At 70.7% G+C, this 21,303-nt stretch carries 12 protein-coding genes and 3 pseudogenes; 13 read left to right on the forward strand and 2 right to left on the reverse strand.

What is annotated here, in order from left to right; translation table 11 throughout:
* The first annotated feature begins 686 nt into the window (after nt 1-686).
* Nucleotides 687-1,757, forward strand: a complete 1,071-nt coding sequence (locus J0910_RS31170; protein WP_420162343.1) for an ABC transporter ATP-binding protein — start codon at nt 687-689, stop codon at nt 1,755-1,757.
* Between the two features lie 15 nt (nt 1,758-1,772).
* Nucleotides 1,773-2,636, forward strand: coding sequence for an ABC transporter permease (locus tag J0910_RS31175; protein ID WP_420162344.1), 864 nt, complete (start codon nt 1,773-1,775; stop codon nt 2,634-2,636).
* A 93-nt stretch (nt 2,637-2,729) separates the two neighbouring features.
* Here the strand turns inward: J0910_RS31175 and J0910_RS31180 are convergent.
* Nucleotides 2,730-3,499: pseudogene (locus J0910_RS31180) on the reverse strand (DegT/DnrJ/EryC1/StrS family aminotransferase).
* 95 nt (nt 3,500-3,594) lie between these two features.
* Nucleotides 3,595-3,741, reverse strand: a pseudogene (locus J0910_RS31185) (IS5/IS1182 family transposase); the annotation flags it as partial.
* 273 nt (nt 3,742-4,014) lie between these two features.
* Between J0910_RS31185 and J0910_RS31190 the strand changes: the two are divergent.
* The 11 genes and pseudogenes from J0910_RS31190 (at nt 4,015) to J0910_RS31240 (ending at nt 21,300) form a co-directional block, all read left to right on the forward strand.
* Nucleotides 4,015-5,136, forward strand: a complete 1,122-nt coding sequence (locus tag J0910_RS31190; RefSeq protein WP_420162345.1) for a nucleoside hydrolase — start codon at nt 4,015-4,017, stop codon at nt 5,134-5,136.
* Complete coding sequence (locus J0910_RS31195) at nt 5,136-5,762, forward strand: hypothetical protein (RefSeq protein WP_420162346.1); 627 nt, start codon at nt 5,136-5,138, stop codon at nt 5,760-5,762. The genes J0910_RS31190 and J0910_RS31195 overlap by 1 nt, the downstream gene beginning before the upstream one ends.
* A gap of 218 nt (nt 5,763-5,980) precedes the next feature.
* Complete coding sequence (locus tag J0910_RS31200) at nt 5,981-6,226, forward strand: hypothetical protein (protein ID WP_420162347.1); 246 nt, start codon at nt 5,981-5,983, stop codon at nt 6,224-6,226.
* Nucleotides 6,227-7,468, forward strand: coding sequence for a zeta toxin family protein (locus J0910_RS31205; RefSeq protein ID WP_420162348.1), 1,242 nt, complete (start codon nt 6,227-6,229; stop codon nt 7,466-7,468).
* Between the two features lie 215 nt (nt 7,469-7,683).
* Complete coding sequence (locus tag J0910_RS31210; protein ID WP_420162349.1) at nt 7,684-7,998, forward strand: hypothetical protein; 315 nt, start codon at nt 7,684-7,686, stop codon at nt 7,996-7,998.
* 200 nt (nt 7,999-8,198) lie between these two features.
* A pseudogene (locus J0910_RS31215) lies at nt 8,199-9,300 on the forward strand (IS701 family transposase); the annotation flags it as partial.
* Nucleotides 9,301-9,365: 65 nt separating this feature from the next.
* Nucleotides 9,366-12,524 carry a MobF family relaxase gene (gene mobF / locus J0910_RS31220; protein WP_420162350.1) on the forward strand — a complete coding sequence of 1,053 codons (3,159 nt, stop codon included), beginning with the start codon at nt 9,366-9,368 and terminating at the stop codon, nt 12,522-12,524.
* Nucleotides 12,525-12,963: 439 nt separating this feature from the next.
* Nucleotides 12,964-17,415: a hypothetical protein gene (locus J0910_RS31225; protein WP_420162351.1), complete on the forward strand. Its 4,452-nt coding sequence runs from the start codon at nt 12,964-12,966 to the stop codon at nt 17,413-17,415.
* A 281-nt stretch (nt 17,416-17,696) separates the two neighbouring features.
* Nucleotides 17,697-17,954, forward strand: coding sequence for a hypothetical protein (locus J0910_RS31230; protein WP_420162352.1), 258 nt, complete (start codon nt 17,697-17,699; stop codon nt 17,952-17,954).
* The gene (locus J0910_RS31235; RefSeq protein WP_420162353.1) at nt 17,944-19,170 is read left to right on the forward strand and encodes a zeta toxin family protein; all 1,227 of its coding nucleotides are present in this window, start codon (nt 17,944-17,946) and stop codon (nt 19,168-19,170) included. Before J0910_RS31230 ends, J0910_RS31235 begins: the two co-directional genes overlap by 11 nt.
* Before the next feature lie 111 nt (nt 19,171-19,281).
* Entirely contained in the window at nt 19,282-21,300 is a 2,019-nt protein-coding gene (locus J0910_RS31240; protein ID WP_420162354.1) for a hypothetical protein, read from the forward strand.
* The last annotated feature ends 3 nt before the right edge of the window (nt 21,301-21,303 follow it).

Consider the following 21,303-nt stretch of genomic DNA (forward strand, 5'->3'; position numbering starts at 1 on the left):
CGTCATCCGTGGCAGCCCGCCGGCATCGTGTGTTCGACGCGCAGTGCCTTTCGGTGTCCCAAAGACCGGTTTCTGTGCCCGAGGTCTTCCGTCTCGGCCTGCTCCGCCCGTTTTATCGGTAGGGGGCGGTGGGGGATTGCTCTACGACGAAGAGAAACATAGGCAGTTCTTGTGGAATCGGAGTCGTGCCGCGGTGGAATCTAAATGGCTCGTGTTTGCATTCGGTGGAGCCGTCCACCCGCGCCGCTGCCCGAGGTCGAGCCGGCTCGGAGCCCGGAGGAACAGCGGCGCCCGGGAGGGCGTGCTCTCCCGGAAGCGATGGCTGCGCGGCCCTGTGAGCGGTCGACCGGGACCCGTCGTGGAGAGCGGGCTCGCCGGCCTCTCTCCCGGCGGGGAGACCTGCCCCGGGGCGGCTGGCAAGTCCCCGCCGCCGGCGAGGCCGGAGAGAGGCGGCCGATGCCGGGGGCCGGGCGCGGGTTCGGTGGTGCCGGGCGGGTCCGCGATCCGGCCGGCGCGAAGCGCCCTGGGCGAACGGGCACCGCCGCCTGTCCGCTATGCCGGTTTCCAGTGGCCATCTGAACGGTGTCCGGGTTTTAGGGTCTGTTGCTGTCGCAATCGGCATCATCTAGCGTGGTAACACCTGCCGTGCTCGCACATGATTGAGCAGTCTGGGGTTCTGATAAAGCATGACCTCTCCTTCGGATCAGCAGTCGAGTGTTGTGGTGAATTCCAATATCGAACCCGCGATAGAAGTTCGTGACCTGCGATTCCGTTACGGTGAGTTCGAGGCCGTGGCCGGGATATCCTTCGACGTCCTCCCAGGGGAGCTATTCGCCCTGCTCGGCACCAACGGGGCGGGCAAGACCACCACGATCGAGACCCTGGAAGGGTTCTCCCGCCCCAGCGCCGGGCACGTATCGGTACTCGGCCAAGACCCCTACCGCCGTCCCCCGGAGTTCCGGGCCCTCACCAACGCAGTCCTCCAGCACAGCGGGACGTTCCCGGAGTTCACCGTCCAGGAGACCATCGATCTGGCGCGCGGCCTGGCCAGGCATCCGCGACAGCGCGAGGAGCTGCTGGACCGGCTCGGGCTGGCGCATCGGCGCCGCGTCTGGGTCCGCAACCTCTCCGGCGGGGAGCGGCGCCGCCTGGATCTCGCGCTGGCCCTGGCGACACGGCCCCGGGTGCTCTTCCTCGACGAGCCCACTACGGGAATGGACCCGGAAGGCCGGCACGAGGTGTGGGAGGTGCTCAAGGAGACCGTGGCCGAGGGGGTCACGGTGCTGCTCACCACGCACTACCTTGAGGAGGCCGAGCGGCTGGCCGACCGGCTCGCGATCATGCACCGCGGCGAGCTGCGGATCGCCGGAACCGTGGCGGAGGTCCTGGCCCGGTGGGGCGACCGGATCGAGTTCGCGCTGCCTCCCGGGGTCCGCGCCGAGGACCTCCCCTCACTCCGCGGTGCGCGCTGCGCCGTCGCGCCCGATCGCGGTGACACATGGGCCACCTACACGGTCGGCGGGGACGCCGGCGGCGAGATCCGGGAGCGCGCCTACACCGCGACGTCGGCCCTGGTGCACTGGGCCGAGGAGCGGGGGGTGGCACTGCCCTGCCTCAGAGTGCGAAGCGCCTCGCTCGAAGACGTGTTCCTGGAGATCGCACAAGGAGTGCAAGGAAAAGAAGAAGCGGACAGCGGTATGGGCGGCGGGGCGTACCGGTCGGAGATCCCGTCTTCGAGCTCCTCCGCCCCAAGGTGAGTCAAGGAGTTCCCGGTGTCAGGTGAGCATGTCGAAACCCGCCCATCGGTCCGTGCGGACATGGCGGCGGAACCGCCGAAGTGGTCCCGGCAGCTGCTGCAGCTGGTGAGGGCCGAGTTCCGCCAGATCCGGCGGTATCGCACCGCCCTGTTCTACGTTGTCAGCTTCCCGGTGGTCCTCGCCGTCGTCTCACTCATGTCCCAGGGACAGTACGCCGGCTCAGGGGTCGATGCCGGGGCACTGAGCCTGGTCAGCCTGCTGCCGGTGCTGGCCGCCGCCTTCGGTCTGATGCACGTGTCCAACGTCTATGCCGTCCGCAGGGAGGGCTCCATCCTCAAACGGCTGCGGGTCAGCGGTGTCCCGCCCTCCGCGATCATCGGAGCCACCTGCGTGACCATCGTCCTCCTGGTGCTCGCGACGGCCGCGCTCATCGTCGGCCTCGGGATCGCGGCGGCACGCCAGTTCCCGGCCGACCCGGTGATGCTGCTGCTGGCCGTCGTCGCCTCAGGGGGCATCATGACCCTGCTGGGGGTCTGGTTCACCCGGTTCACCAGCAACGCGGAGAGCACCCAGATGGCAAGCCTGATCCCGTTCCTGCTGGTGCTGTTCTGCAGTGGAGCCATGCTCCCCCTGGAGTTCTACTCCGACTGGGTGGCCCGCGCGGTGTGGTTCACCCCCCTTGCGCCGCTCACCGACCTGTACCGCAGCGCCTACTTCGGGCACGACTTCTTCGGTGGACGGGTGAGCGGCGCCGAGGCCCTGGGCGGTGTTGAGCTGTGGCTGGCGGCCGCTCCCGCGCTGCTGGTCACCGCTGGGTGGCTGGTGCTGTCCTGCTATCTGGCGCGGTCGGTCCGCTGGAGCCCGAGGGAGGGGCAGTGACGCGGTCCGCGGCTGCTCCGGCGCTGTCCCCGTCCGTCTCCGCCGGGCGGGGCGGAAGCGCAGGGCCGCCGCGGACCGGCCCTGTTTTCAGATCTAGGCGAGGACACCGCGCAGGGCGGTGATCACCCTGTCCTGGACCTCCTCCGTGAGGGTGGGGTACATCGGTAGCGAGAAGACCTCCCGGGCCAGGGACTCGGTGACGGGGAGGCTCCTTTCGGCGTAGCCGAGATGGGAGAACCCGCGCATCATGTGCACCGGCCACCGGTAGCTCACGCCGAGTTCGATGTCGTGCTCCTGCAGGGCGGTGAGGATCGCGTCCCGCTTCGGATGGCGGACCACGTAGAGGTAATGGGAATGCGTGTTGCCCGGTGCCGTTTCCGGTAGCCGCAGTGCGGTGTCACCCAGCCGCGCCGTATAGCGATCCGCCAGGGCGCGCCGCCGGCCGGCACAGCGGTCGAGCCGGCGGAGCTTGCGCCGGAGGATCTCGGCGTGCACCTCGTCCAACCGGCTGTTGTACGCGGGGATCTCCACGGTGTGCTGGTCCCCGTCCGTCCCGTACTGCCTCAACCGGCGCAGACGCCGGGCGACGGCCGGAGCGGTGGTGAGCACGGCGCCGCCGTCGCCGTAGGCCCCTAGACCTTGGTGGGGTAGAAGGAGAAAGCCGCCGCGTCGGCCATGCTCCCCGCCGGCGCGCCGAGCTGCCGCGCGCCGTGCGCTTGTGCGCAGTCCTCGAGGATCACCAGGCCGTGCGTGTCGGCGATCCTCCGCAGCGCGGTCATGTCCGCGCACTGGCCGTACAGGTGGACCGGTAGGAGGGCCTTCGTGCGTGCCGTGATGGAGGCCGCCGCGTGGGCGGGGTCCATCAGGAAGTCCTCTGCACGCACATCGGCGAAGCCGCCGCCTTTCTGACCTACTCAGGGGATCCGGACAGAAGCCGAACGGGTTCAGCGAGCCATTTTCAACGTGCTTCACGGACCTGCAAGACCAGCACCGCTCGGGCGATCTCTCCGATCCGATAAGGGCAGCAGTGCAGCCTGCGCAGAACGACCCAGATCTTGAGCCGCACATTCGCCCGCTCGCCAGGCCCCCGAAGCCGGGCATGCTCGGAGTCGACTTGCTCTTCCCCGGCGGGCCGTTCCCCTACCCCCACCTATGCGCCCCGAAAAACCATCGCCCCTCAATTCCCATAACAGAGACCGGCCAAAAACCAACAGGAATCCCCCCTCCCCTCCTCCCTCGATCAGACCGACATCCTGAGACGGCCCCCGGCACCCCCGGAACGAAGACCACTTCTGGCCACCCCGCCACGCCCCCAGCCATCCCTTACCGTTTCGCATATGGAACGATCGATCGCCGACCACCGATAAGAGGGAGGGAAATGAGCGACGAAGACCCGGGCGGCGCCGCGGAACTCGAACGACACCCCCGAAACCTGATCGACCTGGGAGAGGCGCTGCCCGGCACCGGCCTGGAGGCGACCGCCGAGGCCCTCCGGCAGAGCGGCCCCTGGCCCGAGGACCTGCGCAACACCCCGCTGATTCTCGACACCGACATCGGCGGCGACCCCGACGACGCCATCGCCGTCGCCGCGGCCGCCCGTCGCGCCCCCGAACTCGCCCTGCTCATCACCACCGACGAGATCGCAGGCGACCACCGAGCCCGCTTCGCACGCCACCTCCTGGACACCCTAGGCCTTCCCGAGCTGCCCGTGGCCGCAGGCGCCGACCTGGGCAACACCCGCTACCACTGCGTGCAAGGACTCACCCCCGATTCGGTCCCCGCTCAGACGCTCGACCCCATCGCGGCCATCCGGGAAATCGCCGCCCGAAGCTCCGGCCCGATCCGCTGGGCGGGAATGGGCCCGATGACCAACCTCGCCCGCCTGTGCCAACAAGCCCCCGAACTCCTTCCACGGCTGCGCCTGACCCAGATGGGCGGCGCCCTGCGCTACCGCGACCCCCGGCAGGCCGAGCACAACCTCCGCCTGGACCCCGAAGCGGTGCGCACCGTACTCGGCCACACCGCGGAGGGCCGCCTGGCGACCCCAGAGCTCATCACCTCCGAGATCACCTTCGTCCCCGACACCGAGATCACCGCCGACCACCCGCTCTACCGCGCACTCGCCTCCCCCGGCGCCCCGGAGTGGGCCGGGCTGCTGGTCGCCGGCATGGACCGCTGGTTCGAGAGGTTCTTCCCCGCCACCAAGCAGCACGACGCTCTCGCCCTGAGCGCCGCCCTGGAGCTGCCCTTCGTCGACTCCGACCCCATGGAACTGGAACTGGACGCGATCGGCCGCACCACCGCCTCCGAGAAGGGCACCAGGGTCCGTGTGAGCACCTCGGCCCACTACCCCGGCTTCATGGCCTGGCTGCACGACACCCTCGACCCCGCCGCTTCACCCGCCGGAGGGGCGCGGGCACGAGAGGAGCGAGGAGTGACCGCGGCCGATGCCCGCGGAGCCGGCCGGTCGGCGGTACCGAGGATCCAGGAGGAGGCGTGATGGAGCCGGCGCTGGAGGAGGCCGTTCACCGCCTGCCGAAGAACGAGGCCCTGCTGTTCACCTGGTCCTGCCTGGAAACGGCGAAGAGCCTCTACAGGGCACTCGCCTCGCCTTCGCAGCTCGCCGCTCTCGATTCCTTCACCGGAGAGATCCTCCGGGCCGCATCCGGTGATGGCTCCCCCTCGCCGGCGGTCTTGGGCTCCCTGCTGGGCGAGCTGTGGCCCGACGATCCGGACGAGGAGGAGGATGTGGAGCTCTACGGCCCGCTCTACTGCAAGTACTCGCTGCTCAGGCTGACCCGGCTCGCCACTTGGGAGATCGCCGGCGCCTCCTGCGGCTGGGCCGCCGTGGTGTGCGGTTGCACCCTCCTGGAGGAGCTGAGGGGGCTGCAGGCCGGCATCGAGGACACCTGCGGCTCTTCCACCGACCTGGTATCGGAACAGAACGCGGCCTTCTCCCGCATCGTCGAGACGCTCCGCTCCCCGCTCCCGCTGCCCTTGAAGACCGACCATGTCGTCTCCTCCGTCGAAGCACGGGCGGCCCGCCTCGAAACGGCCCTGGTCCCCCGATGGATTTCAGCGAAGGGCTGGTCTGCGGAGATGCTCGCCGAAGCACGGAACGGCTGACCGCCGGCCCGGTCGGTGAGGCGCCCCGCTGGTTCCGGCCCCTCTCCCCACGGAGCTTCCCCGCTGCGCCCTACCGGGCACCGAATCGGCGCAGGTTCTCGAAGGCCGCCCCGGAGGGACTCACCCGCCGGGGCCGCGTTTCCGGAAATCGCCTTCTGAATATGCTTCCAGCAATGCCCGTTTCCGAAAGTCGGGCGAATGCGCCCCGAGGAGGGTCCGTGGACCGTTACGAGAACGACGACGACATCGTCGTCTACGACGCGATGAGCGAGACCGCCAACCGGCTGATCGGGAGGTACGTGTCCCTCAGCCGCTCCGCTTCCACCCCGCAGGAGAAGGAGGAGTGGATGCAGCAGGTGTTGCGGGTGCGCGATGAGCGCCGCGGGATCGACCCCGGTGACCGCGCGGCGATGCGCGAGCACATGGACCGGTGGGCCGCCGAGTACCAGCGGCTGGAGAGCTGAGTGGTCCAGGTCCCCGAACACGAACTCGACCGGATCTTCGCCGAGGAGGTGCGCCGCTTCGTCTTCTCCGGCCACCCCAAGCCGACCGGTCGGCCGACGCTGGTCCTGCTGGGTGCCCAGCCGGCCGCGGGCAAGTCCAGCGCGGCCGCCGCCCTGGAGCGGCGGCACCCGGGAGGCGCCCTGGTCCCGCTGACCGGCGATGAGCTCCGTCCCTTCCACCCCGACTACCATTCGATCGTCGCCGAGGACCCGCTGAGGATGCCGAACGCGACGGCGCAGGCCTCGGGCCAGTGGGTCAAGCGCTCCATCGACCACGCCGAGCGCGAGGGCCACAGCCTCCTACTGGAGGGAGTCTTCCGCGACCCCGCAATGGTGGTGGGAACCGCCGAGCGGTTCGACCGCGCCGGCTACCGGGTCGAGGCGGTCGGCCTGGCGGTGCGCGCCGAGGAGAGCCTGCTGTCGTCGGTGGGCCGCTACCTCCGCCCCGGCGAGGATGTCGATATCGGCCGGTGGACTCCGCTCAGCGCGCACGAGTCCGCCTTCCCGATGATCCCGGAGACCTTGCGGGCCTGCCAGGACAGCCCGTATTTCTCCCGAATCTCGGTCACCGACCGCACCGGCGGGGAACTGTACGTGCTGGAGCGCGGGCCGGACGGGGCGTGGATCCCCGATCCCCGCCACCCCGATCCGTCCGCCGGGGAGTTCGCAGAGCGGCACCGCTCCCGGCCCCTGGAGCCCGCCCGGGGCGAGGCCTGGTTGGCCGGCTACTGGCGGTACGCCCAGGAGATGATGGAGCGCGGCGAGCTGAACGCCGTCACCGCGCCGACGTTCCTGCGGCTGCACACTCATGCCGACCGGGTCGCCGAGCAGGTCTACGGCCAGGGCCGCACCGTCCAGGACCGCACCGTCCAGGACCGGGACATCCCGCATAGCCGTGAGGAGCATGGCCGCTGGCAGCAGGTGCAGAGGGCGGTGTTCATGGCCGCTGAGCGCGGAACCCCCGACCCAGGTCTCCCCCACCGCCCCGACCGGTTCCTCGAGGCCGACGCCGAGGAGCGGCGGAAATTCGTCGCCGTGCTGCACGAGAGCGGCGCACAGGCCCACGGCGATGCCCGAGAGGCCGCGTCCCGAGGACGCCTGGGAATGGGGCCTCCCGGCCGGGGACGGCCTCAGGACCACCGGCCCGGCGGGGCCGCCGAGCGCCCCCGCGGCAAAGAGCAGGACCCCGGTCTCGAACGCTGAGAGGGCAGCGACCCCTCTCCTGGAACGGCGGCCCGGAGGCGCCGCCGTCCGGTGACGGGGGTACGGGCCGACCGGGTAGCCGGTGTGCACTCCGGTCTCGGTGGCGGCCAAGCGCAGGCCGGGATGTTCCGCCTGCACCGGCCTGCTACCTGGCCGCCCAGGAGGCCGCGAAGAAGGACGTCATACCCGCACCGATCCCGGTCCTCGGCGAGGACGTGCTCCTGGCCCCGGACCGGTTCGCGGCCGAGGGCGACCGCGTCCGCATCCTCGACCGGGAGTCCCTGGCCCCGCTCGACTTCGCCGCCTGCCAGAGCCCCGACTTCAGCGCCGCCGGCTTCATCAACACCCCGACCTCCTCGTCCCCCGAACCTCTTCACCGAGGCCGAGGACTGATACCACCTGCGGTTCGACTCCGCAACTCCTGGACGGCGGCCCATGAGCAGTCCGCGGTGCAGATCCCGATGATCCGCCCACGCGAAGAGAGCGACTTCGCCTTCGACGAATACGACGATGAGAAGGACGAGGAGTAGGCCCCGACCCGCGCCCTCCCCGGGTCAGCGCCGACCCCGAGCCGGGCCGCCCTCCCGGCGGACCGGACGGCGGGACGGGCCCCGCCGCGCCGCCGCCCGGGAGGCTACGGGCACCCTCCGGCGCCCCCCGGCCTGAGAAAAGCCTGAGTACTGCAACGACATGTTGCGACGTGGTGGACACACACGGTAGGTAACCGTGTGTGTCCACCACTGATCTCAAGACCTGGTCGCGGTCCTTCTCCGAGTTCACCGCCTCCTTCGCGCACCGCTTCCCTCGCGTGGAGTCCCGCCACCAGGCCACCTCCTACCTGCGCGGACTCCTCAGCGAGCTCGAGCGTGAGAATCAGGTGGACCCTGGCCGAGATGACGGGTGAGCACGGCCCCGAACGCCTCCAGCGCCTGCTCAACTTCTACGCCTGGGACACCGACGGCGTGCGCGACGACGGCCGCGACCTGGTGGTGGAGAACCTGGCCGATCCCGATAGCGGTGTGCTGATCTTGGACGAAACCGGGTTCCTCAAGAAGGGCACGAAATCGGCAGGGGCGGCCCACCAGTACTCGGGAACCGCCGGAAGAATCGAGAACTGCCAGATCGGTGTGTTCCTGGCCTACGCCGGCGGCAAGGGCCGGGCGTTGATCGACCGGGAACTCTACCTACCCAGAGCCTGGACCGAAGACCGAGACCGGTGCCGGGCCGCCGGCATCGGTGACGATGTCGCCTTCGCCACCAAGAACGAACTCGGTCACGCGATGCTGGAAAGAGCGGTGGCCTCCGACATCCCTTTCGGATGGGTCACCGCCGAGGAAGCCTACGGGCAGGTGAGTCGCCTGCGGTTGTGGATGGAAGAACACGACATCCAGCACGTGGTCGCAGTGCCCGAATCCCAGATGGTCATCACGATGGACCCGGGCCAAGAGCGCGCCCACCGTTTGATCGCCGACCTGCCCGAACAGGCGTGGAAGCGGTTGAGCTGCGGTGACGGAGCACAAGGGCCGCGTGTGCACGACTGGGCCCGGGCCGATATCCGCCCCTGGCGTGAGCCGGGCAAGGGGCATTGGCCTTTGGCTCGTAAAAGCATCACCGACCCCACCGATATCGCCCACTGCATCTGCTTCGCCGGCCAGGACGCCGCACTGGAGGAATTGGCGCGGGTGGCCGGGACCCGGTGGGCGGTCGAGGAGTGTTTCCAGGCCGCGAAGAACGAGACCGGGCTGGACCATTACCAGACGCGGGGGTATCGGGCCTGGTTTAGTCCGGTCATCCCATCACAGGCTCAAAGCCTAGTGCGCAGGTATCTCCGATACGATCCCCTCGGCGTGTCGCCGAGGGCAGGCATACGACAGGCGGAACTGAAGGGGGCGGCCGGGTGCGCTGGACTCCCCTGTACGACATGGAGCAGGTGCTCTACCGCCTCTCCCGGCAGGGCGGCTGCAACCCCTATGACACGCCCGAGCGCACTCAGGCCCAGGCCCAGATGCGCTACCGGCTCACCGGCGCCGACCGGCCGATCGTGCGTATCGGCACCGGGTGGAGCGAGTTCGGGTTGGCGGCGGGCACCGCGCTGGAGACCAAGGCCGATTACGACGGCGTGCTAGAGGTGATGAGCGGCCGTACTCCGGACGGCAGGCACCAGCTGGTCGAGCCGAAGAGGGCCGTCTCCCCCAAGGCCAAGCTCGCCGCGCGTCCCCTCGCCGACGCGGTGGAGGCGATCGCCGAGGCGGCCCACTGCTCCCCCGAGGAGCTACTGGCCCACGACGAGGCTGCGGCCGAGCGGTACGCGCAGATGTGCAGGATGGTCCGGCGCGACGGCGAAACCCACCGCGTCCCGGTCAAGGACCTGAAGCGCATCGCCGATGCGGCCGGGGTGGCCCTGGGGGTGCTCTACGAGGGTGATGAGCTGAAGAGCGCCTACGCCCACGCCGACGAGCGGGTGCGCACCGGTGTGCGGGCCTTCGACGGCGTGCCGAACATGCCCGGCTCCACCAAGGTCCTGCTCGGCGTCGCCGAGCAGGGCATGGCCGCGGCGATCGAAGCGGAGTACCACGCCGCCGTGGGCGATGCCCTGCCCACGCTGCAGGAGTGGTGCGCCTACGGGATGAAGGGCCGCCATGGCGGCGGCCGCAGCGCCGAACGCGTGGCGACCAGCGGGTTCATCGGGACGATGACCACGCACCTGTCGGCGCGGCCGGTCGACGGGCAGGTGGGCGATCCGCATCTGCACGTCCACCTGATGCTGGCGCACATGGTGCGCTGCTCTGATGGCGAGTGGCGCACCGTGGCGGCCGGCGGCCGGGATCTGATGCGCCACACCGCGGCCTTCGGCGAGCTGGTCAAGGCCCGCTTCCGCGAGCGCCTGACCCGTCGCTTGGGCGTGCGGTGGGCCTGGAGCGAGCACTCCGGGGAGTGGGAGATCGCCGGGGTCACCCCGGAGATGATCGCCGTGTTCTCGCGCCGCAGCGCCCAGATCCGCGAGGAGGCCGGCGCGGACGCCACCGCCGAGCAGAAGCGCGCCACGGCGCGCAGGACCGCGCACGCCAAACAGGACGTCACACCCGTCGACATGCGCCGGGCCTGGCATGCCCGTGCCGAGGAGGCCGGGATCGACCGGGCCGCCCTGGTCGCTCAGGTGACCGGGCGCGGCCCGGACAGCGGCGGGGCCGGCATGGGGGGCGGCCAGGGCCCGCAGGGGCCTGCGCCGGATCCGGACCGGGTGGCCGCGGCGGTGTGGGATCCGGAGACCGGGGTGACCGCGCACGCCAAGGTGGTCTCCCGCGCCAAGGTGCTGGCGGCGGTCGCGGCGGCCTGCCCGGGCGGGGTGTCCGGCCCGGCCGAGCTGGAGGCGCTGTGCGATGAGGTGCTGGCCGCCCCGCGGGCGGTGCGCCTGCCCCGGCCGGGTGCGGCGCACATGTCCAACAGCGACCGCTACACCTCCAGTGACGTGCTGGAGGCCGAGCGCACCGTCACCGGGGCCGCCAAGCGGCGGCTGCGCACCGGTGCGGCCCGGGTTCCGGCCGAGGCCGTGCTTGCGGCGGTGCGCGCCTTCCAGGATCAGCGCGGCTTCACCCTGTCGGAGGAGCAGCGCCGCACCCTGTCGCGGCTGCTGGTGGGCGGCCACGGCATCGATGCGGTGATCGGTGTCGCCGGGGCGGGCAAGACGACGATCATGGCGGCGGCGAAGGCCGCGTGGGAGGCGGCCGGGTTCAGTGTGGCGGGGGCCTCCACGGCCGCCGTGGCCGCGGGGAACCTCCGGGTGGAGGCGGGGATCGACTCGCGCACGGTGGCTTCGTGGGTCAAGCGCATCCGCGAGGGGGCCGGAGGATTGGACGGTGTGGACGTCCTGGTCGTCGACGAGGCGGCGATGGTGGACGACCGGTCGCTGGCGCTGCTGGTGGCCGAGGCCGACCGCACCGGCACCAAGATCGTCGGGATCGGCGATCCCAAGCAGTTCCCGGCGGTGGGGATCGGCGGCGGGTTCAAGCGGATCTATGAGCTGGTCGGCGGTGTGGCGCTCACCGAGAACCGGCGCCAGCGGGAGGAGGCCGACCGCCGGGCGCTGCAGGTCTGGCGCGCGGGCGGGCGGCGCACGACGCTGGCGATGTGGGGCGAGCGGGGGCTGGTGCACGCTCCGCCGGACGCGCCGGCCGCCTACGACCGGGTCGCCGCGGCCTGGCGGGCCGACCGGCGCGAGGCCGGCGGTGTGCACGAGGCGATCGCCGACGTGCTGGTGATGGCCGCCTACAACCGGGACGTGCGCCAGATCAACGCCCGGTGCCGGGCTGCGGCGCGCGCCGACGGCCTCCTCGGCGAGGAGGCCGCCTTCGCCCTGGCCGGCGGGGAGAGGATCCATCTGGCGGTGGGCGACCAGGTGCGCGTGACCCGCAACGACTACCGCTCCCGCCGCCGGGAGAGCCGGGGCGAGCCGGACGTGCTCAACGGGTTCCGCGGTGTCGTGCTCGATGTGGACCGGCGCCGCGGTGCGCACATCGAGTGGCGGTTCGGGGGGCGCACCCGGCGGGCGTGGATCGCGCCGGAGGCGATCGCGCGCGGGGACCTGGTGCACGGCTATGCGCTGACGATCGCCGGCGCCCAGGGGCTCACCTGCCGGCGCGCCCATGTCTACGGGGTGGGGGCCGATGCCCACAGCCTCTACCCGGGGATGTCGCGGGCCAAGGAGCGCTCGGACCTGTACCTTCCGGCGGCGGAGCTGGAGAGCGAGGAGATGAAGCGCGTCCTGGGGCCGGCGCGGACCGATCAGGAGCGGCTGGGCCGGGTGCTGGCGGCCTACGGGGCGGCGCTGACCGATGAGGACGAGGGCATGGTCATCGACGAGCTGAAGAAGGCCGGGCAGAGGCCGGGTGAGGAGCAGGTCGGGGCGGATCGGCTGCCCGAGTGGATGCTGGACCCGGCTGCGCGCAGGGCCCTGCGGGCCCCGGGCGGGCGGTTCGAACCCGTCCCCGGTGGCGGGGGGAGACCGACCCCGCCGACGCGGCTGGAGGCCGATCCTGCGCACGAGGTGTCCCGGTAGGTGGGCACGGAGCCATGGCTTCGGCGCTCGATCGTTTTGTTCCTTGTTGTGATCTCGGTGTGCGGGGCGAAGGGCGTCTCTGGGGTGCTGGATTCGAGGTACCGGGTTCCTGTCGGCGGTGACCGTGGAGTGGAAGGCGGGGGCTCGGGCCCGCTCGCGCGGTCTTTCCTGTGGTGGCTGAAGCGCGCAGTTCTCCCCGGGGGCAGGGCAGCCCCGGTCCAAGGGCCTTGACCTGGTACACGCACGAAGGAGGCCCGCGCCTGCTCCGACAGCTATGCCCTGCAGGGTATGGTCGTCGGTCAGCCGCGCTTCGGATTCGTTCCGTCTTCCGCCCTCTCGGGTCTTGGCTCCCATTGGCCGGGGGTGAAACGTCGGAAACCGGAGGCCGGGACCGCGGCGCAGAGAACGAAGGCCTTGGTGGTCGCTGGGGTGGGGGAACGTGAGTCCACGGCTGGGAGGCCAGTCCGACAAGATCGGCAACCGCTATGAGCGGGCCTGGACAACGGCTCGGCTCCTTGAAGTCCTCGCGGGCAGAGCCGAGTGGGTGAGGGTCGAGCCTCTCGGTGATCTGGGGAAGGGCGTCGAGTTCGTCCTCAGAGGGCCTCAAGGCCTCGATGAGGCCCACCAGGTCAAGAGGCAGTCCGGGAATGCCAACGAGTGGACCTTCGCCAGGCTGAAGGATCTCGGGATCTGGGAAGCCGCCTGGAAGCACATCGAGGCGGGCCGTGACTACCACTTCGTGTCAACGGTTCCCTTTCGCCCCCTCCAGGAGCTGACCGATCGGGTGCGCGACTCGAACGACTTGGCCTCGTTCATCCAGGAGTCTCTGCCCGGAACGCTGAACCTGCTCTTCCAGCAGGTCGTCAGCCTGTGCGGTGGAACGCCTATCGCCTACCGCCTCCTGAGGCGGTTCCATGTCCGGCTCATCGACGAAGCCGAGCTCAGGCGCAACAACAACGTGATGGCCGAGTGGATGCTGGAGGGCGGCTCAGGGGCCCAGTCCAGCGCGCTGCTCGGGGAGCTGGCGGATGACAGCTTCGATGCCGTGCTCACGGCCGACCGCATCCTGGAGGCCTTGCGCCCCCATGGGCTCCGGCGCCGGTTGGCCGTCAGTTCCCGCGGTTTGGCTGAGAGGGTCCACGTCCAGACGTCTTCTTGGTTGGCGCAGGCCGGTCTCCAGATGCTCAACCCCGTCATCGCCCGGAATGAGGCGGAGCGGCTGCGAGGGCTGGTCTCGGCCGCAGAGCGGGTGCACTTCCTCACCGGCGCGGCCGGGAGCGGGAAAACGGCTGTCCTGCACCAGGCCGTCACCGGCCTGGTGGCGGAAGGTGTGCCGACCCTTGCGGTGCGCATCGACCGCTTCGGGGAGCTGGGCTCGACCGCCGATCTGGGCGAGCAGTCGAACCTTGGTGTCTCCCCGGTGGCGGCTCTCGCGGCTGCGGCCGACGGTCGGCCCGCTGTCCTGGTCATCGACCAGCTGGACGCCGTGAGTTCTGCTTCCGGGCGTCTGAGGAACAACTTCGATGTGGTCGCCGGACTGGTCATAGAGGCGATGGCGATCGCCGATCTCCACGTCGTGCTGGGGTGCCGCCGGTACGACCTTGAAGAAGACCACCGCATCCTCGCCCTCAAGAAGCGATACGAGGCGACGGTCCTCTCCGTGGCGCCATTGGACGAGGGGCAGGTCGAGGCGGCGGTGGTCTCGCTCGGGCTTTCGGCCGCCGCCCTGTCCCCCGGCCAGCGGGAGCTCCTGAGATTGCCGCTGCACTTGATGCTGCTGGCCGTCATCGCCGACGAGCCGGAGGCTCTGGACTTCACCAGTGGGCAGCGCCTCTTCGATGCCTATTGGGAGCACAAGCGCCGGGCGGTACGGGAACGCCGGGAGCCGTGGAAGGTCCGCTTCGGTGAGGTGATGGGCCGCCTGGCCGAGGTGATCAGCGAGCGCCAAGAGCTGTCCGTGCCGGTCAGCGCCCTGGACGCTGAGGATCTGGCCGATGACGCGGATGTGCTCGTCTCAGAGCAGGTGCTCGTGAGAGACGGGGGCAAGATCGCCTTCTTCCACGAGTCGGTGTTCGACTATGCCTTCGCGCGTCAGTGGGTGAATCGCCGCAGCTCCATCGTCGACTTCCTGACCTCAGGTGAGCAGGAACTCTTCCGGCGCGGGCAGGTGCGCCAGATCATGGTGCACCTCCGTTCCACCGATCCCGTGCGCTTCGTCGAAGAAGCCCGCGCCCTGCTGGTGAGCGAGAGGGTCCGCTTCCACATCAAGGATTCGGCGCTGGCCGTGCTGAGCCGGTTGGAGGACCCGGGCAGTGCTGAGGCGGACATGCTGCTCGAGGCCGGGGGCGTCTGGTCGGAGCTCGGGCCGCGCCTGCGGTCCCGGCTGCGCTCGCCGGCCTGGTTCGCGCGTTTGGATGCCGATGGCCATGTCGCCGTCTGGCTGCGGGCCGATGCGGTGCGCCAAGAGCACGCCCTGGGCCTGATGGCCGGCGCGGTGAGCGCTCTTCCGGGCCGGGTGGCGGAGCTGCTCGCCGAGCACACCGAGACGCCCTTCTATCCTGCCTGGCTGCGCCAGGTTGCGCGCTTCGCCGACCCGGGGGCCGACCGGGCCCTGTTCGACCTGGTCCTCGGGGGCATCAGGGGCGGACACTACGACGGCCATGAACGCCTCCTCTGGCATACCGTCCATGGCCTGGTGGAGGGGCACTGCGAGTGGGTCGTGGAGGTCTTCGCGGCCTTCCTCGCCGAGCGTCCGGCAGGGTTGGCGGTCGATGGGAGCGGGCGGGTCGCCCTCTTGAAGAGCCGCAGCCACCAGAGCAGCGGACTCGTGCGCAAGACCGCTGAAGGAGCCCCGCGCTGCTTCCGTGATGCGCTCCTGCCGTATCTTCTTCAGGTCATGACCGCCACGGCCAAAGGCTCCGATGGTGGTGGAAGGCGACTGGATGCCCAGTTCTCCCTTCGGTTTCCTGAGGCCGACTCCGGCCATGACCTGGGGCGTGAGCTGTTCTACGCCATGGCCTGGGTCCTCCGCTGGTCGGCGGAGACCGATCCGGTCGAGGCGCGGCCTGCGCTGGAGCGGCTCGCCGAAGACCCGCACGAGAGTGCGCAATGGCTGCTCTACCAGGGGCTTTCGGGGGGCGGTGCCGCTTATGCCGAGTGGGCCGGCGAGCTGCTGTTGCAGGGGCGGCACCGTTTCCTCAGCGGTTACTCCTCGAACGGCGTGTGGGCGGCGCGCCAGGTCTTGGAGGCGATCAGTCCGCACCTGAGCGATGCGCTGTTCGGTCGGCTTGAAGCCGAGATCCGCGACCTGCGTTTTCCCTGGGAGCAGGGCCGCCCCGCCTGGTACGCCTTCACCCTTCTTTCCGCGATGGAGGAGGGCCGCCTCTCCGAGGCGGGCAGGCGCCGGTTGGCAGAGCTGCGCCGGGCCGTCGGGACGGAGCGGCCTCCCGAGCCCCAGGGGGTCATCACCGGGCGGGTGGAAGCGCCGATCCCCGCTGAGGCCGCTGCTCGCATGAGCGATGGCAACTGGCTGCAGGCGATGGCCAAGCACACCGGCCGGGGCGAGGGCGCCTCGCCTTTCAAGGGCGGAGCGCTCGAACAGTCCCGTGTTCTGCAAGAACAGGCCAAGCAGGATCCCGAGCGGTTCGCCCGCCTGGCACTGCGGCTCACCGCAGAGGTCGACCCCGTTTACGGAGACGCCCTCCTCATCGGTCTGGGCGAAGCCGGCCCTCTCGCCGAGGAGGACCTGGTCTTCGATGCGGTGCGGCACATCGCCTCGCTCGGTCACAGCGCCAACGACTGCCGCCTGGGCTCGGCGCTGCTGCCGTATTCGAAGACGGTGCCGCTCGACCTCGTTGAGTTGCTTCGGGACCGCCTGCTGTGCGCGGAGGATCCGGCCGACGACGGTGTACGGATCTGGAGCGGCGATGGTGCGGGGAATCAGGTCCCCGATGTCTGGTTGTCGGGTTTCAACACCGCTCGGGGTTCCCTGCCGGAGATCCTGGCCGAGCTGCTGTTCCGTGATGTGGACGGGGAGCGCACGGCGCTTGTGGCCCCGTACTTGGACCGTCTTGCGGAGGAGCCCGCCATCACGGTCCGGGCCTGCCTGGCCCGCCTGTTCGCGGCCGCCATGCGGCATGCCGGCCCCATCGCCACCGCGGCCTCTTGGAAGCTCCTTAGAGCCGACGACGCTTTGCTCGCCGAGCAGCCGGTGGTAGGGCTCCTCGTTCTCCTGGGCGGCGAGGATCCTGGGGCGATCGCGCCGGTCGTGACGCGCATGCTGGCCGCCCAGGGGGAGGCGGTGCGCGAGACCGGCGGGCGGCTGGCGGCGTTCGCAGGCTTGGAGTGGGGCGTCCCCGCTCATCTGGACGCGGTGCTGGCCAGTGAGGACAGCGCCGCCCGCAAAGGCGCCGCAGGGCTGGTCGCGCAGCGCCTGCCGAGCGCCGGCGGTACCGGGATCGCCGCAGAGGCGCTGACGGTTTTCATGAACGACACCTCCGATGAGGTCCGGCGAGAGGCCGCCCAGGTCGTCGGAGCCCTGCGCGGCCATGCCCTGCGGCCGTTCGAAGGAGTGCTCACCGCGCTCATGGCCTCCGCCTCGTTCCCGAACGCGGTGCCGTATCTGCTCCATACCTTGGAACAGGCCCCGGACAGGGTCGACCGGCTGGTACTCGCCTGCGCCCGGCGCTACGTCGAGGTCTTCGGGGCCGAGGTAGCAGACCTGCGTACCGGCGCCGCGGCCGATGCCCGCGAGGTCGGCCGGCTCGTCATCCGGGGGCTTGCGCAGACCCGCAGCAGTGAGGATCGGGCGGCGCTGCTCGATGTGCTCGACCGGCTGCTTCTCTCTGACGCCTACGGAGTCGATGAGTTGGTGAATGCCTTCGAGCGCTGAGCGGCTCCGGGCGGGGGCTCGCCAAGTCTCATCGGTTCCGGAGGGCCCGTCGCGACCCGCCCCGGATTCGCCGCTCGAATTCCTTATGGATATCGTGTTCCTGTTCTTTATAGGCTCAAGGTCGAAGGGCGCGGGTGGCGAACCTGAAGAGGTCTGCACGGAGCAAGTACGAAAGGTTTCAAGGGAACCTCGCGAACAGGCTCCCGGCGAGTATTCAGTGGTTCGGCTATAAATACCGCCGTGCACCGGAGCGGCCGCACTGATATCGGAGGATGAGGATTATGAACGACATCGACCCCAAGACCCCTGACTCGGTCGTCGCCGACATCCTGGCCGAGACGGCGACCGACCTCGCCGGGGAGTACATGCGCCTGGCCGAGAACGCACCCACCCCCGAGGCCAAGGAGGCCGCGAAGGCCAAGATGCTCGAGGCCTGGGGCAGGGCCTACCAGAACCTCGACAGGGACGGCATGATCGCCGAGATCCAGCGCCTGAACGCCCTGCTCGACGAGATCGAGAGCGACCCGGATGACCGATGACTCCTACGAGGTCGACGAAGGCGACTTCCAGCGGCTCTTCGACGAATACATCGAGAAGGGCCTCTTCCAGAAGATCACCCCCGTCCAGAGTGGGCGTCCGACCGCCGTGATGTTGGGCGGCCAGCTCGCCGCTGGCAAAACCACCGCCCTCAGGCACATCGCCGAACGCTACGGCGGCGACATCGCACGCGTCTCCCCCGACGACTTCCGCAAGCTGCACCCGCACCGGCACAGGATCATGCGGGAGCGCCCCCACGACTACGTCGCGCTCACCTCCCCAGCGATGTACCGCTGGAACGAGATGACCCAGGAATATGCCCACGAACACGGCTACAACCTGGTCATCGAGGGAACCCTCCGCTCTCCTGAGTGGGTGGTGCACGACATCGGGAAACTGGCCCGGCGCCCGGAGTCGGGCCGCCACGAGGGGTTCAGGGCCGAAGTGGTCGGGCTCGCCGTCTCCGAATACAGGAGTCGGCTGGACATGGTGGGCCGCTACGTCGGTCGCCCTCCGGGAAAAGGCCGCTGGGCGGATGCGGCCGGCCACGACGAGATCTACCGCGGGCTCCCCGGCACCTTGGACGCGCTGGAGGCCGATCCCAACGTCTGGAAGGTCATCGTCACCGACCGCGACGGCACCGTCCACTACGAGAACACCCGTGGTCCGGACGGCCGGTGGGAGCATGAACCGCGCGCCGGGGCGGCCCTGAAAGAGGCCCGTGGCGAAGGGGAAGTGCCCTTCGGGCGCGAGGAGGCCCGAGAATGGCTCGAATCCTACTGGGAGCACTCCGAGGCCCTGATGGACCGGGGCGAGCTCAACCCCACCACCGCCCCCACCATGCTCGCCCTGCACTCCGATGCCGACCGCGTCGCCCAGGTCGCCTACGCGGACGCCCCCGAGGCTCTCACCCGGCACGGCCACCGGCAGGCCCTGCAGAAAGCGGTGTTCCAGGCAGGGGGGCGGGGCGTCGACAACTCCGAGCTGCCGCACACGCCCGAGGAGTTCTTCCAAGCCGACCGCAAGGAGAGGGGCGCTTTCCTCAAGGCGATGGGCGCGGCTCCCGCCCCGGCCGAGCAGGGGCGTTCCGATCCGGCGGCGCAGGAAGCGGTGCGCCGCGCCCAGCAGGGCATGGGCTCCCCCATGCAGAAGGGCCCGGCCCCGGGGCGCGGGCGTCCCCGCGGCCGCCAGGACCCGGGGCCGGGGGTCGAGCGCTGAGCCGCCCGGGCGGTCCGGGCGCCCTGCGCAAAGCTGTCCCGGCCGGAGCCGCCTTGCCGCCTGGAGGAACCTCACTTGTCATGAGCGGCCTGACTTATGGAGGGAGACCACGTGTCCCGACCGCCTTCTGAGGAGCAGGACACCGAGCAGCGGGTTCGGGAGGCTCTGGGGGTCCTGCGGGGCGGTGAGGGGCCGTCTGCGGGGGCCGTTCCCGCCGCCCGCCGCACCTTGGAGCGGGCGGTGCGCGACCTCATGCGCGGCGGGCGGGCCTCCCGGGCCTTGGACCTGGTCAATGCCGCCAACGCCGCCGACCCCGAGTGGACCTGGCGGCGCGAGCCCGACCGCGGCAGGTTGATGTGGCGGGGCGGCGAGGCCGCCCGCCGGGCGCTGGAGGGCCCGGTGATCCGCATCGACCACGGCCCCAAGGAGAGCCTGGTGCGCGGGGTGGACCCCAAGGACGCCCGGGTGCGCGCCGAGCTGAAGAAGCTGGGGTTCCGCAAGTCGTGGAAGTCCAAGGGGACCTGGCGGCTGCGCAAGAAGACCACCGCGCTGGACCGGCTCACCCGCGTCTCCCGGCTGAGCGCGGTCCTGGACCGGCTCGGGCGCGACCGCATCTCCGAAGGGCTCTACAAGCAGCTGGGCGAGCAGGTTCGCGAGCAGCGCGAGGCCCAGGCGCGCACCTTGGTGGCCGGGGTGGAGCCCGAGGTCGCCGAGGCGGTGCGCCGGGCCGAGCAGGAGGGCGCCTACCGGCAGGCGCTGGCCGGGATCGACGCCGCGCATGCCGGGTTGGCCGGCCACGATGTGCCTGCGCCCTGGGCCGCCGAGCGCGCCGAGCTGCTGCTGCAGGCCCGCCGGGCCACCGGGGAGATCACCCGGCGCCTGACGCAGGCCATGCAGGAGGGCCGCCATGAGGCGGCGATGGTGCTGTTCGGGGAGCTGGAGGCCACTGCGCCGCCCGAGGACATGAACCTGGTTCAGCTGAACCGGTTGAAAGCGGCGCTGATACGTCGCGACACCGATGCCCCGCGGTCGGCTTCTCCGCAGGGGGCGGCCCGCGCCGGGGCCGAGGTCGGGGGCGAGGTCGCCGCCCGGGCCGCGCCCGCCTCTGAACAGGTGTCCGGGCAGGGGTCTGAGGCGCCGCCTCCGGCCCGTGAGGAGCCGCCCGCGCCCTCCCCGACCGTCATGGAGCCCGCCGGGGAGGCCCTCCTCCCGGCTCCTGCCGAACCGGTCCCTCAGGAGTCGGCCGCCGCCCGGCTCGGGCCGGTTCCTGCGTCGGCCGGTGGCGTGGTGAGCATCGATGTGGGCGACGCCGAGCCCTACTCCAGCTACCAGGCCTCGCAGAAGGCCGCGTGGTGGATCGAGGAGAACGGGATCTCGGCTTGGGAGGGTACGGCCACTCAGGCGGAGGCGGTGGCGGCGCGGGAGCTGCCCGCTGAGGACAGCATCGCGCTGGCCGAGGCCGTGCGCCGGGTGCGCGGTTTCGAGCCGGCGCCGAGTCTGATGCACACCGCCGACGGCTATGGGCGGCTGGCCGGGGCCGCGGGGGCGCTGGCCGAGCGCATCGGCCTGGATCGGTTGCACCTGGCCCAGGCCGCGACGATGGCCCAGGAGCACGGGGCCCGGTTGCAGGCCACTCATGCGGTGCGTGTGGCCCGGGCCCAGGGGGAGGATCCTTTCCGGGTGGAGCAGGAGCTGCAGGTCGCGCCCTATGCCGATCTGAAGGAGGCCCGGGCGGTCCAGTACAGCATCGATGCGGTGATGCGGCGCTGGAGGGCCACTGCGACCGCGGGGCAGATTCGGGATTCCTTCGCCCCGGGTGAGGACGCCGCTCTGCTCTCCGAGGTGCGCGGGCGCCTGCCCGTCGGGCCGGCGGCCGATTCGAAGGAGGTCACCGCGAAGGACGCGCAGCGCTATTTCGAGCTGTCCCAGGCGGCCGGGAGGCTCAACCTGCGCTTGGAGGCCGACGCGGGCCGGCTGGAGCGGTTGGGGCGGTACTCCGCCAAGCACGCAGCCCGGCTGGTCGCCACCTACATCCAGCAGGTCCGGCCCGCGCAGGCGGGCCCCGAGCGCGCGGCGCAGGCCCGCCGCGCGGCCGGGCGCGGAGCGGAGCAGGGGGTCGGGGTCGGATGAGCA

It is taken from the genome of Nocardiopsis oceanisediminis, from assembly GCF_048595525.1.
Lineage (GTDB): Bacteria > Actinomycetota > Actinomycetes > Streptosporangiales > Streptosporangiaceae > Nocardiopsis_A > Nocardiopsis_A oceanisediminis.